This window comes from Mesorhizobium sp. M4B.F.Ca.ET.214.01.1.1, assembly GCF_004791545.1.
GTDB classification, from domain to species: Bacteria; Pseudomonadota; Alphaproteobacteria; order Rhizobiales; family Rhizobiaceae; genus Mesorhizobium; species Mesorhizobium abyssinicae.
This window is the reverse complement of record NZ_SRUX01000002.1, coordinates 626,520-640,919: the sequence shown is the minus strand read 5'-3', so window position 1 is coordinate 640,919 and position 14,400 is coordinate 626,520. Positions and strand designations below refer to the sequence as shown.

At 58.7% G+C, this 14,400-nt stretch carries 9 protein-coding genes; 5 read left to right on the top strand and 4 right to left on the bottom strand.

Translation table 11 applies throughout. The features are described 5' to 3' along the window. Nucleotides 1-50: 50 nt before the first annotated feature. Together EN857_RS06300 and EN857_RS06295 are read left to right on the top strand one after the other, a co-directional pair. Nucleotides 51-1,313 (top strand): DNA repair exonuclease, encoded by a 1,263-nt coding sequence (locus tag EN857_RS06300; RefSeq protein ID WP_135858167.1) that lies wholly within the window; start codon nucleotides 51-53, stop codon nucleotides 1,311-1,313. Continuing rightward, entirely contained in the window at nucleotides 1,310-4,780 is a 3,471-nt protein-coding gene (locus EN857_RS06295; RefSeq protein WP_135858165.1) for an AAA family ATPase, read from the top strand. The genes EN857_RS06300 and EN857_RS06295 overlap by 4 nt, the downstream gene beginning before the upstream one ends. 23 nt (nucleotides 4,781-4,803) lie before the next feature. Here the strand turns inward: EN857_RS06295 and EN857_RS06290 are convergent, their stop codons facing one another. Then, on the bottom strand, nucleotides 4,804-5,358 hold the full coding sequence (locus EN857_RS06290; protein WP_135858164.1) for a hypothetical protein: 555 nt from the start codon (nucleotides 5,356-5,358) through the stop codon (nucleotides 4,804-4,806). Between the two features lie 304 nt (nucleotides 5,359-5,662). Here EN857_RS06290 and EN857_RS06285 point away from each other — a divergent pair, with 304 nt between their 5' ends. Beyond that, complete coding sequence (locus EN857_RS06285) at nucleotides 5,663-5,896, top strand: hypothetical protein (protein ID WP_135858163.1); 234 nt, start codon at nucleotides 5,663-5,665, stop codon at nucleotides 5,894-5,896. A 146-nt stretch (nucleotides 5,897-6,042) separates the two neighbouring features. Here EN857_RS06285 and EN857_RS06280 read toward each other — a convergent pair whose 3' ends face one another. Next, complete coding sequence (locus tag EN857_RS06280; RefSeq protein ID WP_245511270.1) at nucleotides 6,043-6,987, bottom strand: hypothetical protein; 945 nt, start codon at nucleotides 6,985-6,987, stop codon at nucleotides 6,043-6,045. Between the two features lie 25 nt (nucleotides 6,988-7,012). Beyond that, nucleotides 7,013-7,345 (bottom strand): DUF262 domain-containing protein, encoded by a 333-nt coding sequence (locus EN857_RS35520; protein ID WP_245511269.1) that lies wholly within the window; start codon nucleotides 7,343-7,345, stop codon nucleotides 7,013-7,015. Nucleotides 7,346-7,522: 177 nt separating this feature from the next. On the opposite strand from EN857_RS35520, the gene EN857_RS06275 reads away from it, so the two are divergent. Then, nucleotides 7,523-9,253 (top strand): ATP-binding protein, encoded by a 1,731-nt coding sequence (locus EN857_RS06275; RefSeq protein WP_135858161.1) that lies wholly within the window; start codon nucleotides 7,523-7,525, stop codon nucleotides 9,251-9,253. Next, nucleotides 9,250-10,662, top strand: a complete 1,413-nt coding sequence (locus tag EN857_RS06270; protein ID WP_135858160.1) for a UvrD-helicase domain-containing protein — start codon at nucleotides 9,250-9,252, stop codon at nucleotides 10,660-10,662. The genes EN857_RS06275 and EN857_RS06270 overlap by 4 nt, the downstream gene beginning before the upstream one ends. Nucleotides 10,663-10,926: 264 nt before the next feature. Here EN857_RS06270 and EN857_RS06265 read toward each other — a convergent pair whose 3' ends face one another. Then, nucleotides 10,927-14,379 (bottom strand): DNA methyltransferase, encoded by a 3,453-nt coding sequence (locus EN857_RS06265; protein ID WP_135858156.1) that lies wholly within the window; start codon nucleotides 14,377-14,379, stop codon nucleotides 10,927-10,929. Nucleotides 14,380-14,400 lie beyond the last annotated feature (21 nt).

Here is a 14,400-nt window from a genome sequence, read left to right as displayed (position 1 = left end):
CGCCTGACATGACGAACCTTGGACGAGGTCTGTCCTTGGCTGGAGGCTGAATGGCGTTTCGATTTGTTCACACGGCCGACATCCATCTGGATTCACCGCTGCGCTCGCTAGCGTTGCGAAATCTCGAACTCGCGGAGCTCGTGGGCGACGCCAGCCGCCAAGCCTTCATTTCAATAGTGGATTTGTGTCTCGAAGAACGGGTGGATGCGCTGGTCATTGCCGGCGACCTCTACGATGGCGATCAAACGTCGATGAAGACCGCCCGGTTCGTCGGGACCCAAATCGGACGACTGCACCAGGCGGGTATCAGGGTCTTCAAGATCCGTGGCAACCATGATGCCCTGTCGCGCATCTCAAAGCAGCTCGTGTTTCCAGACAGCGTGACTATCTTCGGCGGCCGCGCCCAATCGGTAACGCTGACTGCCGGCGGTCTCGACGTAGCTTTTCATGGCCTGAGCTTCGCGCACCCTAAGGCGCCGGAAAGCCTGTTGCCGAAATACCCAATATCTCGTGATGGTTCGATCAATGTCGGTATCATGCACACCAGCCTGGCAGGTTCGCCCGGTCACGACGTGTACGCGCCCTGCAGTGTGGCTGACTTGCACAATCATGGTTTCGACTACTGGGCGCTGGGGCACATCCATGTTCGCCAAGTCTATCCGGGCGCACGCGCGACTGTCGTGATGCCGGGTATTCCGCAGGGCAGGGATATCAATGAGGCCGGCGAGAAATCGGCAACACTCGTGACGATACGTGATGACGGTTCTTTTGAGGTCGAGGAGAGGCTGACCAGTGTCGCACAGTTCGAACGCCTTACCGTCGACATTGCCGAAACCGTTGAGTGGCCCGAGGTTGTCGCGCGCCTCCGGGTCGCACTTGAAGAGCTGCGATCCAATGTTCGATCGCGCCACGCTCTGGCCCGAGTCAGTTTGACCGGGGCGACGCCGCTGTCGTGGAAGCTCATTCGCGACAAGGACCTGCTTCTGGCCGAGGCGCAACAGGTGGCTGGACAACTCGGTGACACCTGGATCGAGAAGCTCGATCTCGAGGTCGTTTCGCCCGGAGCCGAAGCAGGCAAGGACACGGCCGACCCTATTTACGAACTCGCCGCGTCGATGCGTGGCGACGCCGCGGCGGAGGCGTTCCGGGCCGAAGCGAGGGCGTTCATTCAAAAGACGGTTGCCGAACTTCCGGCGGAAGGGCGCGACTTTGCTGGTAAGAGCGAAGCCGAGCTCGAGCTCTTCCTTGATAGAGCGCTGACCAGGGGCATTGATCAGGTCATCGCACGTCTCAAGGCCGGAGCGTCGTCATGAGACTGCGACGCCTTGACCTCGTTCGCTATGGAAAGTTCACCGATCGGACCATCGACTTCGGACCCAAGCCTACATCCGAGCCGGATCTTCATATCGTCTTCGGCCTCAATGAAGCCGGCAAGTCGACCGCGCTTTCTGGCTTTATGGACCTCTTGTTCGGAATCGAGGAGCGCAGCAAATACAATTTCATTCACGAGTACAGCGCCATGCGACTCGGCGGGGTGCTCGAGTTGGCAGGTGTGGAGCAAGCATTTACCCGCACGAAACAGCGGAACAATTCGCTCCTCGACGCGACCGGGAAGCCGATCAGCGAGATGGCGATCACGGCACATCTTGCCGGCCTGTCTCGCGATGCCTACGCGACGATGTTTTCGTTGGATGATGACACGCTGGAGGCTGGCGGAGAGGCAATCCTGGAGTCACGCGGTGATCTCGGCAAGCTGTTGTTCACTGCCAGCGCAGGTCTTGGGCATGCCACTGATACCCTGAATGCCTTGGAGGCAGACGCCGACGCCCTGCATCGCAAGCAGGCTCAAGGTACGGAGATCGCGCTACTCAAGAAGCGGTTGGCCGACCTAAAAAGTCGCAGAGACGATATCGACACGCTGGCTTCGACTTACGAAGGGCTAGAGGCCGAACGTCGAGACGCGGCGCAGCAGTATGACGACATAGTCAACGAACGGGCGATTCTGGCGGCGCGGCTCGAGGCGATCGCACGGTTCGAGCGTGCGCGACCGATGCTGGCCGATATTCGGCGAAAACGCATACAATTGGAGGGATTACCGGAAACTGCATCACCAACGCGCACTTGGAGGGGCTCGATAGCCGAGCTGATCGATGACGATGCGAGCCTCAGAACGCGTTTGGCTGGCAATGTCGGCGAAGTTGAGCGGCTGGCGGCAAGCATTGCGTCCACAGAAGTGGACGAGCTGATCTTAGATGTCTCCGAGCGCGTCCGAAACTTGGCAGAGAGCAAGGTGCGCTTTTCGTCGGCCGGCTTTGATCTGCCCACACGCAATGTCCAGCTGCAAATCCTCAACAATACCGTCGCGACTTGCCTAAGCGCGTTGGGGCGCACTTCTGAAAAGGACCCGGCGAAGCTGCTTTTGCCAGCGGCGACGGTAGGGACTTTACGCACGTTGATTGAGCAGCGGTCTGGGATCACCACCACGGTGCGCGCCGCCCATGACGAAATCGCAGCTGCGCTCGATGCACTTCAATCTGCTAGAGACAGGGTGGGGGAAGAGAGGGCAGTACCGGAGTCGGTGAGGGCCAAGCTCGGCTCAGCCTTGTCGAAGGCCCGCGCCAGCAGCCATCAAGCCGAAATAAGGGCAGCCCGCGAAGAGGAAGACGCAGCAGCAATTCGATGGGAGGAGTTGCGGGCTGCGCTCGGGCCATGGGCCGGCGATGGTCGTGCACTCGGCAGCATGACAGTTCCGAGTGAAGGGCAGATTGAGTCCTGGAAGACGACGGCAACAGATTTGGCCAGAGCCGGTTCCCTCCTCGCCGAGCGTCTGGCTGAATGCGAGAGCAGTTCCACAAGACACGCGGCACGACTCGACGCATTTCGAGCGTCGAGCGATGTGGTCGACGACGAAGCCGCGGCAGCGAGCCGGCGCGCGCGTGACGTAGCTTGGGAGACGCATAGGGCGGCGCTGTCGAGCGAAACAGCTGACGACTTTGCTCTGGCGCTAGCCCGCGACGACGGTGTGGGCCTAGGGCGCTTGGCGAACGCCTCGGATTTAGCGGAAATGCGCGCAACGACCAGGGCGCTTGCCGAGGCTTCCGCGGATCTGTCTCGTTTGCGCCAGCAATACGCACAACAGGGCCTCGACCTTGAAACCAAAGCGGCTGAAGTCCATCAGGCCGGCGGTGAGTTGCTAGGTCACGGAATCGAGCCGTCGCTAGAGCGCCTGATAGGGCGCTTGGAGGATCGAGTTGAGGTTCGCGCTGATGCGCTCGCTGCATGGGGGCAGATCGAGCTCTCTCGCAAAAAGGCGGAGCGGGCCGCCGAGGCTGGCGAGCAGATCCAAATAGAGCTGATTAGGGCCTTGACGAGCGTCGGAATAGCACCGGCGCCGGATGACACGCTGGAAGCCGCTGTGGCCCTCGCTGAATTGTTTCTGGATCGGCAGCGCAAGTTAGACGCGGAACATGCTGAAGCGCTAAGGACGGTGAACGGTAGGGAAGAGGACCTTGTCGTTAGACGCCGTGCTCTCGCCATGGCCGAGCGACGAGAAGAGGAGTGGCTCGCCACGATAGGCGAGACGCTTAAGGGGACCTGGCTCGAGAATGGCGTGTCCGCATCCGGCTTAAGCACCGTACTCGAGCAGCTGAGTAACCTGGCCAAAAGCGTGCAGGAGCGAGACGCCCTCCAGCTGCGCATCGACAAGATGGAAGATGACAGAACGGATTTCCTCAGCGAGGTCAGATCAATCGCAGCAGACGTTGGAGAGGCAGCGAAGGATGGAGAGGCGGAGCAGTTAGCAGTTCGCCTTGGCGAACGCCTGGACCGCGCTGAAAGGGCGCGGGACACGAAGGCAGCCCTTTTGGCCGATCTCAAGCGCTTGCAGGGCGAGCGCAATATAGTCGACAACGAGACTTCGATCCATGAGCGCCGCAAGAATGAAGTGCTGATCGCGTTCGGCGTCGACTCATTGACCGATGTGGCGCAGCGCGACGAGTTGCTGCGCGAGAGAGATCGCTTGCGCACTAGCGTGGCCGAGCTTGAGGATCGCGTGGCGGCCGAACTTTCATTGGAGAAGTTTGAGGAGGCCCGCGCGGTGCTTGACGAGACCGACTTCGAGAGCCTGGCGATCGAGAAGGGACAAGGTGAGCAGCGGGTCCAGCAGCTCGACAGCGCGCTCCAACAACAGCTGATCCGACAAACGCGCGCGGCGGATAAGATTGATGACATTGGAGGCGACAGCGCTGTCGCCCGTCTTGACGCCGAGCGTCGCACCATTGTGCTAGAGATCGAAGAGACAGCGACACGCTATATCGAACTCAAGCTCGGCATCATGTCGGCCGGGAACGCTTTACGCGCCTACCGTGAGCGCCACCGGTCAGGAATGATGGCGCGTGCTTCGGACGCGTTCAAGCTGATGACGCAAGGCCAGTATTCTGGTCTCACGACCCAGCCTTTAAAGGGCGGCGAAGTTCTGATCGCGATGCAGCGCGACGGTCAATCCAAGGTCGCCGATGCGCTATCAAAAGGCGCGCGGTTTCAGCTCTATCTAGCCCTGAGACTCGCGGGATATTACGAATTCGCGCAGTTCCAACAGTCCGTCCCATTCATAGCGGACGACATCATGGAGACGTTCGACCATATTCGATCGGAAGAAGTGTTCAGGCTCTTCGGCGAAATGGCGGGCATCGGCCAGGTGATCTACCTAACTCATCATAAACATCTATGCGAAATCGCTAAGGCGGTTGTGCCTGAGGCGACCATCCATCAGCTCGAATAGGTCTTCGAGCCGAGCCGTATCTTCTATTCAATCTGCTCGTTTGAACGTTTCAACCTACGGTCCGAATTGGGGGAGGGGATGCCCGAGCGGAATCGTAATCGGTAAGAGGTCCCTTCGGCGGAGACCGACAGATGCCAGTTTTGTTCTGCAATATCGCTTGGATGAAGGACTACGGCGGGCGGAGCGTAGACGACCCGCCGCTTGGGGGTGGAGCATTTCCGAATAGGGAGGGGTTTTGCGGCGAAGAATGCAATTTTGTCGAGGCCGACGATGGCTACGTATACGGCCACTTCGAGACGATTAAGGGCACATTGGATCGGCAAGTGCTCATCGAGAACCTGGGCGCAGAAAAGTCCGACGGTTTTATCGACGGGGTAGATATTGTGTGGACCGCTCCGGAAGAAGGCCGAGATCCGCGCATGGTTGTCGGATGGTATCGCAATGCGCGGCTGTATCGCCGTCGCCAAGAATTCAAGGGTCGTTACCCTTCCGCTCAGCACCGAAGGGACAAAATCAGATCGTTCATGGTCAAAACCTTGGCCGAAAACGCCTTTGTATTGCGGCCCGAAGAGCGCCATCTTCGACTACAGCGTGGCGAAGGTTGGAGTGGCCAGGCGAGTTGGTGGTATGCCGAGGATACAACCGATCGCTCCGCCAGAGCGTTCGTCAGGAGGGTAAAGGCCTCCATGGACGACCCAGCCGTCGCTCCCATCGGAATATCGCCCGATAGAGACCCGGGCCCTGGGAGGCCAGCTGGAGCTGCCGCACCACACGCTGCATGAGCAATTCGTTGCGTTTCTCAGCAAGCAATATCCTCGTATCACTTTCCCGAATTGTTTCCGAGACGACCTTCGGTTTGCTGTTAAGGGAATGCCTGAGGTGATGGTCGAGATAAAGCCCGCTGATCCGGCCACGGTTCGCTTCGCGATCCGCTCTGCCATTGGCCAACTGCTCGATTACCGGCAGCATCAGCGGTGGAGCGGTCGCCAGATCGTTCTCGTCGGCGCGAAGGTGACGAGCGAGAACGATCTAAGTCTGGCGCTGGACAACGGCTTCGGGCTGGCCTGGCCCTTAGAAACAGGGGAGTTTGAGATCCGCTGGCCAGAGGGCATTTGAGGTGATTGGCAACAAGAGGGTAGGGTCCCGCTAACCTGGACGGCGAGATTCAAGGGTCGATCGGGGACCGGCACGTTGCCTTTCGGTGCCAGCCCCGATCTTCCATGCAGTGTGATCTTGCCGGTTCCCCCAATCGAGGCACTAGGTCAGGGGGCGGCGTTGGTCGCGCCAAGCAGTTCGGTTAGCCTGACCCGGAGACGATCTTGGCGGGCGGTATAAAAGGCTTCGAAGCCGTCAAGATCTGCAGGCACGTTGCCGAGCTCATGGTTCGTGCAGTAGTGCTGTTGGCCAATGGCGTCAGGCAAGTGTGCATTAAGCCATGCCGCGGGTAGGGTTGCTCGCTTCTCATTGTTGATCGCGCCATCAAGTAGTTGAAGGTTGGGTAGCGTGTCCGCATGGCGAGCCATGAGCTCAGCCTGCGAATCGCTGAAACCTTGGCGCTGGAGTTTAGCCGCGGTGAACCGCGAGATCGGAAACACGTGATCAACGTGGAACTGGTTGCGAAGGTCGACGAAGGGGAACAGCAGCGAGAGCAGGGGGAAGGTGCGCTTGTCTCCGTACTCCAGATGGAGCAAGTCCTCGATCTCGGCAGGTTCAAAGGCTAGAGACTTGCCACGCTGGCTCATCACTTGTCGAAGTTGCTCTACTGGAAACGCTGCCGCGCCACTGGATTGGATCATCTCCCTGAGCGCTGTGAGCAAGGTGTCGAGACCGCTGCCCCAAATGCCGGAAGCTTTGACAATTGATCTCACCAGCCAGCCTCGGATCGCACTTCGATCCTCCGCAAACTGGCTATGGGTGACATAGTTTGAGGGGGCGCCACGCTTGTAAAGATAATATGCGATCGGGAGGAGAGAGCTGTCGGCCCTGAGTGTCTGTCCATTCAGGCCGAAACTGGCGGCGAGTTCTACCGTTCGGACCAGCGCAGCACGGATCGCCGGCCAATTCGATTCGAGCGCCAGCATGTTGGCGGTCGTGAAATTCTCCACCTTGAAGCCGACTGAAGCGATATCGGCGAGCATGAGGCCGGCCTTCAGGACAAAATCCTGGCTCAGCGCAAATCCCGTTCCGATCCTGTTGAGCTCGTCCACCAACTTGTGAATCTCGGCTCGCGCATCAACCTGCTTCCATCAGCGCCGTCAGGCGTTGCTGGCCATCCAAAACCGCTGTAACGCTCTGGTGGTAAAGCTTCGGGAGTTCCGGGCAATGTGCGGCGTCCCGCTGGTGATAGTTCAGGACAAAGTCATAAAACTTGAATTTCGAGCTCGTAGAAGCTTCCACCTTCCAAAATAAAAAAGTGCCAAATGGATAACCCTGCATCAGGCTATCGAACAGCCGCTCAATCTGCTCGGGTTTCCAGACGAACTCGCGCTGGATTGCCGGAAGAACGTAGCTCTTCGTCTGTATCCGGCCAAGCGCTTCGGCGATAGTACCCCCAGGCTTATACAACCGCTATTCTCCCCTTAGCTATTACCCATGAACCCGAATCTCTTGGATCAATAAGCTACCGCAGGATTGTGCGAAGCTGGATTGGCGCCGGGTAACGAAATTTACAGGTTGGCGCGAAGTGGACGGATTCTTGCGGAACTGGTCTTCGACGATGTTGCTAAAAGGGGGTAAAGGGCTATGCCGGCGATCAGAAAGTTAGAAATTCGGAACTTCAGAGGTATCAAGAGCCTATCCTGGAACCCCGGACCAGGATTCAATTGTCTAATTGGACCCGGAGACTCGGGCAAGACGTCGGTGCTCGACGCGATCGACCTCTGCTTGGGCGCGAAGCGAATCGTTTCGTTCACCGACACCGACTTCCACAACGTCGACGTATCGCAACCGCTGTCGATCACGGTTATCTTGGGTGCGCTTGAGGACGCCCTGAAGAGCATCGATGCCTATGGGGATTTTCTGCGTGGGTACGACGCCGCCAAGAACGAGCTCGAGGAGGAGCCAGGCAGTGGCCTCGAGACGGCCCTATGCCTGCGGCTGACGGTGGCTCAAGATCTGGAACCTGCGTGGTCACTGGAGTCCTCAAGGGCGGCCGCGAAGGGATTGGAGAGAAATCTCAAGTGGGCGGATCGGGAACGCTTGTCACCGCTGAGGCTAGGTGCGGGTGGCGATAGTCATTTGGCATGGCGCCGTGGATCACTGTTGAACAAGCTCTCGGATGAGAAACCCGACACTTCTGGCGTCCTTTCGGTCGCCGCGCGTGACGCCAGGAAAGCGTTCGCTGACAAGGCGAAGGACCAGCTTAAAGACGCGATCGAGATCGTCAACGCCACGGCGAAGGGCCTCGGCATCTCGGTCGGTTCGACCGCGACTGCGATGCTAGATATCCATGCCGTCGCATTTGGGTCGGGGTCCATATCGTTGCACGACGAAACCGGGATTCCGCTGAGGGGAATGGGTACTGGCTCGAAGCGCTTGCTCACCGCTGGGCTGCACAAAGAAGCGTCTAGGTCGAAATCGATTGCCCTGATCGACGAGATCGAAATGGGACTGGAACCGCATCGCATCGTGAGATTCTTGAAATCTCTCGGGTCCAAGGAAACCGAACCAACCATGCAGGTCTTCGCGACATCCCATTCGCCAGTAGCGCTGCAGGAACTCGCTTTCAATCAGCTCTTCATCGTTCGGCAGGACAAGGCCGGCGGCCAGACTTCGGTTCTTGCCGCGCCCCGCGAAGTCCAAGGAGCGCTGCGGGCCACGTCGAGTTCGTTCCTCGCCAAGTCCGTGCTTGTTTGCGAGGGAAAGACTGAGATCGGCTTCTTAAGGGGTATAGACCTTTTCCGGGTCGAGGAGAAAGGTGCGGAATCCATCGACGCCGCGGGGGTCTCTTTGCTCGATTGCGATGGAGGGTCGGAGACGCGGCCATTCGAAAGGGCGGCGGCGTTTCAGGCGCTGGGATATCGCGTCGGCATCTTCATCGACAACGACAGGCCCATTCCAGAAGCGGAGGCGAAAACCTTCGTCGAAAACGGTGGAACACTTTTTCATTGGGCCGAAGGCCAGTCGATCGAAGACGCCATTATTTGCTCGGCGACGGATTCGGTCATCCTGGCAATCTTGAAAACGGCCGAACGGTTGAACCCTGACGATGTAGAGTTTCTGGATAGCAGGCTCAAAAGTGCTTCGGGCGGAAAACTGGATCTCGAAGGCGCAGAGGCCCTCGCCGATCTGGATTGTCTATCGCCAGAACAGAAATCATGGATCGCGAAGGCGGCAGGTGGCAAAAAGGGTTGGTTTAAAGACGCCGGGCGGATGGAGTTTTTGGCCAGAGAGGTAATAGGGCCCAGATTCAAGGACTTTGATGTGCCCTTCAAGACGGTCGCTAAATCGATCATCGCTTGGGCAACCGAATGAAGGAAGTCCCGGACCTTCTGAAAATCGAGCGGGGATGCATTAGCGCACCTGCCGGATGCGGCAAGACGCATCTCATCGCATCGACGCTCGCTCGCCATGACGGAGCGAAGCCAATTTTGGTGCTGACCCACACCAACGCGGGCGTCGCGGCGCTAAAAAAGCGGCTCGACGGACTGAGCGTCCCGGCGCGGAACTATCGTCTAACGACGATCGACGGATGGGCACTGCAACTGATTTCCACTTTCCCGGGACGAAGTGGGCATCATCCGGCGCTTCTCGAGCTCAAGATCCCAAGTCGCGACTATCCGGCGCTAAAGAAGCACGCGCTGGGATTGCTGAACGCGGCTCATGTCAGTGACGTCTTGAAGGCCAGCTACTCGCGACTTTTCGTCGACGAATATCAGGATTGCATGAAACCCCAGCACGACATCGTCATTGCTTTGGCGGGCCTGCTTCCGACTTGCGTCCTCGGAGACGACCTTCAGTGCATCTTCGGCTGGTCGGGACCCAAGGTAGATTGGGATTCGGAGGTGCTCAAATTCTTTCCACTTGTTGGGGAACTCGACGTTCCCTACCGCTGGGACAATGTGGATTGTCATGACCTCGGACAATGGCTGCTCGACATTCGCCCACTGCTCCGCTCGGGCTCAGCGATCGATTTGCTCAAGGCACCAAAGGAAGTCGAGTGGATGCAAATAGATGGTCCCAAGGATGCGCCAGCGCTGTTGAAGGCGGCTCGAACCCCCGCTCCGGTCAAGGGAGGGTCGATCCTTATCCTCTGCGCTGGAACAGACAAGGCACGGCAGCAAAATGTAGCACGGCATACTCCTGGCGCGGTGGTAGTCGAGAATGTCGACCTGACCGACTTCGTCAAGTTCGCCGAGACGTTCTCTTTCGACGATGCCGCGGCGACCAGCGATCTGATCGACTTCGCCGCGTCGGTCATGACGGGCGTGGATGGATCGTCGATGAAGGCCCGGATCAACGCCCTCAGAAATGGAACGGCGACAAAAGCAGCATCCGCTGCAGAGCAGGCCACGCTAGACTTCGCTGCAAGTCCTTCTCCCATGAATGCGAACAAGGTGCTTGTGGAGATAAACAAGCAGGCAGGGGTAAGACCACATCGCCCTGCAATTCTTTCGGCCTGCCTCCGGACGTTGAATTCGTGCGAAGATGCTGAAAGATTTCATGAGCTCGCGATGTCGGTTCGGGAACAGCAGAGAGTGGTTGGACGCGAAATCAAGGGCAGAGCTGTAGGAAGCACTCTCCTTTTGAAGGGACTCGAGGCGGATGTAGCTGTGTTACTGGACACCTCGTCCTTCTCTGCCCAGGACTTGTATGTCGCACTCACTCGTGGTGCTCGCAAAATTGTTGTTTGCTCCGAAAGCAGTTTCATTTCACCTAGATGAATTGCTCTGCTCGGTTAACAGGGGGGCGACTGACAATGTTCAACCGCCGAACTCGGTCGATAGAACGCCTCCCGCTCCAGCCGCGGTCATAATCGAACAGACGGCGGGTGCCGGGCGGCGACAACTGTGAGCTTGTCGAAGACAACGAATTCGTCACTTGAAGGTCGGCTATGCCCTGCCCAAAGATGCTGTCCGGACAGGCCGCTACCGGCCCCTATCCGGCAGGCGATTTGACGAACAGGTAGGTGATATGAAGGAGCGGCGCTATGCGGCTCGAAAGAAGCTTCTTCCTTTATCGTAGCTCTCTGCCTGGCCAAGCCTGACCAATGACTGAAGCACGTCCCGCACTTCGGCGACTGTTTCATCCGACGATGTGAACGTTAGAGCGATTTCCTCTGGTGAGAGAGGCGCTTTCGCACGGGCCATGAGGTCGAGCACGACCCGCGCCTGATCCAGTCGTGCTGCCGGGAATGCGGCCCTCTTCACCCTGATCTTGGTCGAGAGGATCGCTTGGATGCGGTCGCCCCGGTGGGCCAGCGGGCCAATCTTGTCGATCTGATACTCAGGGCGCAGCCACTTCATAAATCCCCCCCGCTCCTCTGCGGCCCGGACTTCGTTAAGCCGCACGAGGCCGTCGAGAATCTGCTCAGCGTCGAGATCCGCCTTCCACCCGAAGGATTTTGCGACGGCGGCGTCGAGACGATCATGAAGCTCCCGCAGGATCAGAACACGGCTGCGGCTTCGGATGTCCTGATCCTTGTGAGTGAGTGCAGCGCCAGTTTGGACAGCTTCAAGAACATTGTAGAGCGCGGTGAGAGTAAGGTCGGGGTGCTCTGCGAAAACCCTCTTTCGCGTCTCGTCTAATTCTTCGGCAATGGCACCGATTTCGACGCGGGCCGACGCGGTGGCGTCGGGAAACGGGAAAGGATCAAAGCACCGAGACTTGGAATACCTCGGATCGTTGCCAACACCCTGCCGGCCTCCGGCGCGCAACGCCCAGGTCACATGGATTTTCGAGGATAGAACGCCGAGATGAAAGGGATCATCCGATGCAATTGCGATCAGCATGTTGTCTGGAAGCACCGTGGCCTCCATGAACTGGAAGATGCGATGTTTCATGGTCTCGACGGTGGCGATGTAACGGGGCAAGCCTTCCATTGCTGGTCGGAGTTCCCGTCGTGGTTCGCCAAACCACCACCACTTATCTCGATATGAGGCCCGATTATTTCGGTCCCGCTCCGGCTTCACCGTATCCAGCAGGTGCTGATAGACCTCGGGGAATTCCCGTCGGACTTCATCGGAAGCGCGACCAAACAGGTCGATAACCATCACTCCACGGGGCCGCGATGTCAGATCCCTGCCATTTCGATATTCGCGGATGTGACGGTTGAGGCCTGGGCGTTTTCCAAGGCCGAGTTCCAGTGCTTTTTCCCGCGTGATGATGAAGCCATCGCCATGAAGCTTAACACCCGGTGAGCAGATCGTATCATTGGCTACCAGTGCCTTCGCTCTGGTGACATCGACCCCGATTGTGAGGTCGGGATTGATCTTCCCCTCACGTTCCACGAACTCGATCATGGGCTCGTCGGTGTCGAGACCTGCCTCTTTCGTCACGAGGCGCACGACGCCACCTCGTTCGCCAGCTTCCGCTACGGTCATCGCAATCCTGACCGCGGCGGCATCCTTTGATGCCTTAGTCCATGGATGATCGGGAATGGCGAGCACCAGGGAAACGGGCGAAGTGCCTGCCAGATGTCTCTCAAGGACCCGCCGTTGGAATACCTGCGTAATCGAATTGGTCGTGACGAAGCCGAAACGGCGCAGTCGCGTTCCCTTCCGGACGAGCAGTTCGGCGGCATGATCCCACCAATACATCACGAAGTCCGCCGCAGGGTTCATCTGCGGGTGGGCACCCCACAGGGCTTCGGCGTAACCCGCACCCAGCCGCCCGCGAATATCCTTCCCGCCGATGAATGGAGGATTTCCCACGACGAAGTCAGCCTCGGGCCAGTCGGCGCTGATCGCATTCGGATAGACATAGAGCTCGTTGCCTTGGCCATCGGTTACGGGCTTACCCAACGCGTCTCGCTTGAGCTGCGGATGCGGGTAGCCTGTCCAGGTGATGAGCGCATCCTTCGCATGAACATGGTCGCTGCTGCCTAGGACCGGCTCGGGCGGGACGGTGGACCGGGTCCGCATGTGCCACTGGATGTATCCTATCCAGAGCACCAGCTCGGCAATCTCGACGGCGCGCTCGTTGAGTTCCATGCCGAAGAACTGCTCCGGCTTCACCGAGATGTCCGTGACGCGCGCAACCGCCTCTTCGCCGCCGATATCCTGCAATTGCTTGAGCGCCTCGCCTTCCAGCTGCTTCATCCGACGGAGGGCGACATACAGGAAATTCCCCGTGCCACATGCCGGATCGAGTACCCGCACGGACGCCAGGCGCCTGAGGAAGTCTTCGACCTCACGGATGGCGGCTGCCGTCGAGCCAGCACGAATTTCGCGCTCGGCAGCCGACTGATGGCCAATCCAGTCCTTGGTGAGAGGCTCGATGATCGTGGTATCCACAACCCGTTCGACATAGGCGCGGGGCGTGTAGTGCGCACCGAGACGCTTGCGCTCGATCGGGTCCAGCGCCTGTTCGAACAGGGTCCCGAATATTGCAGGCTCCAGATCGCGCCAGTCCGCATCCGAGGCGTCGCGGAGAAGACGTATCTCGTCCGTGGTCAGGGGAAGCGACGCCGCGTTCTTGAACAGCTTGCCGTTGAATCGAAGCAGCCTCTCACCAATCCCGGGCGAATAGTCTCCTCGGTCCATGTGCCGCCAGAGGTCGTCGATTTCGAAGGTGAACCGGGTGGGGTCGTCGACGCACTTCGTAAGCAGCTCCGTGAAGCCCTTCTTGCGGAGCAGCCCCACATCCTCGACGAACATCGTGAAAAGGCACCGCATGAGGAAAACTGCCACGCTGCGTGCCTCGAAACCGCGTCCCTCAAGGGCTTTCGAGATTTCCGCCAGCTGCCCGGCAATCTCTCTCGTTACCTTGGCCGTCTTCTGTGCCGGATCTAGGGATTGGGGCTGTTCCCATACCGCGCGCAGCAGTTCTCGGTTATCAGGATTCGCCAGTTGGCTGAGTTCGATGCGAAACTGCCGCGCATCGGGAAACTGGGCGTAGTGGCGTCCGTAACCGGAAAAATCGGCATAGAGCTCGATGGCTCGCCCGACATCGCACGCGATGATGAAGGGCGGATAGGGATGGTCCGCGGGCAGTTTGGTTGCGTATCCTTCCGCCTGCCGGCGCGCATGGACCATGACATGATCAAGGCCGGGCACCGCTGTGTCGACGGGCCCTCTCTCCGCTGTGGCGAATAGGTCCGTCTGACCTTCTGGCACCGCTTTCTTACCGCCGCGGAGGCGGCTTTGCTTCGCCTCAAGGATAAAGCACCCTCGCTTGTAGAGATCGATGCGCCCAGCCTCGGTCGTCCCGTCAGGGAGCTTTCTTTCGACGCGCCGCTCGAACACGTAGTCGTTGAAATCGTGAGCAGCCAGTGCAGGATCGGGTCGCCTAACCCCAATTACATCACAAAGCTCTGCCAAGAAAAGAGAGTAGTTTGCCCGCTCTTGACCTCCATCAAGATTGGACCATCGCCTGATAAATGCGGCGATCGGTAATTCTCTATTAAGATTCTGCCCCTGTCCCACGCAATAATCTGACATTGCGTAGTTACTAAACCGATA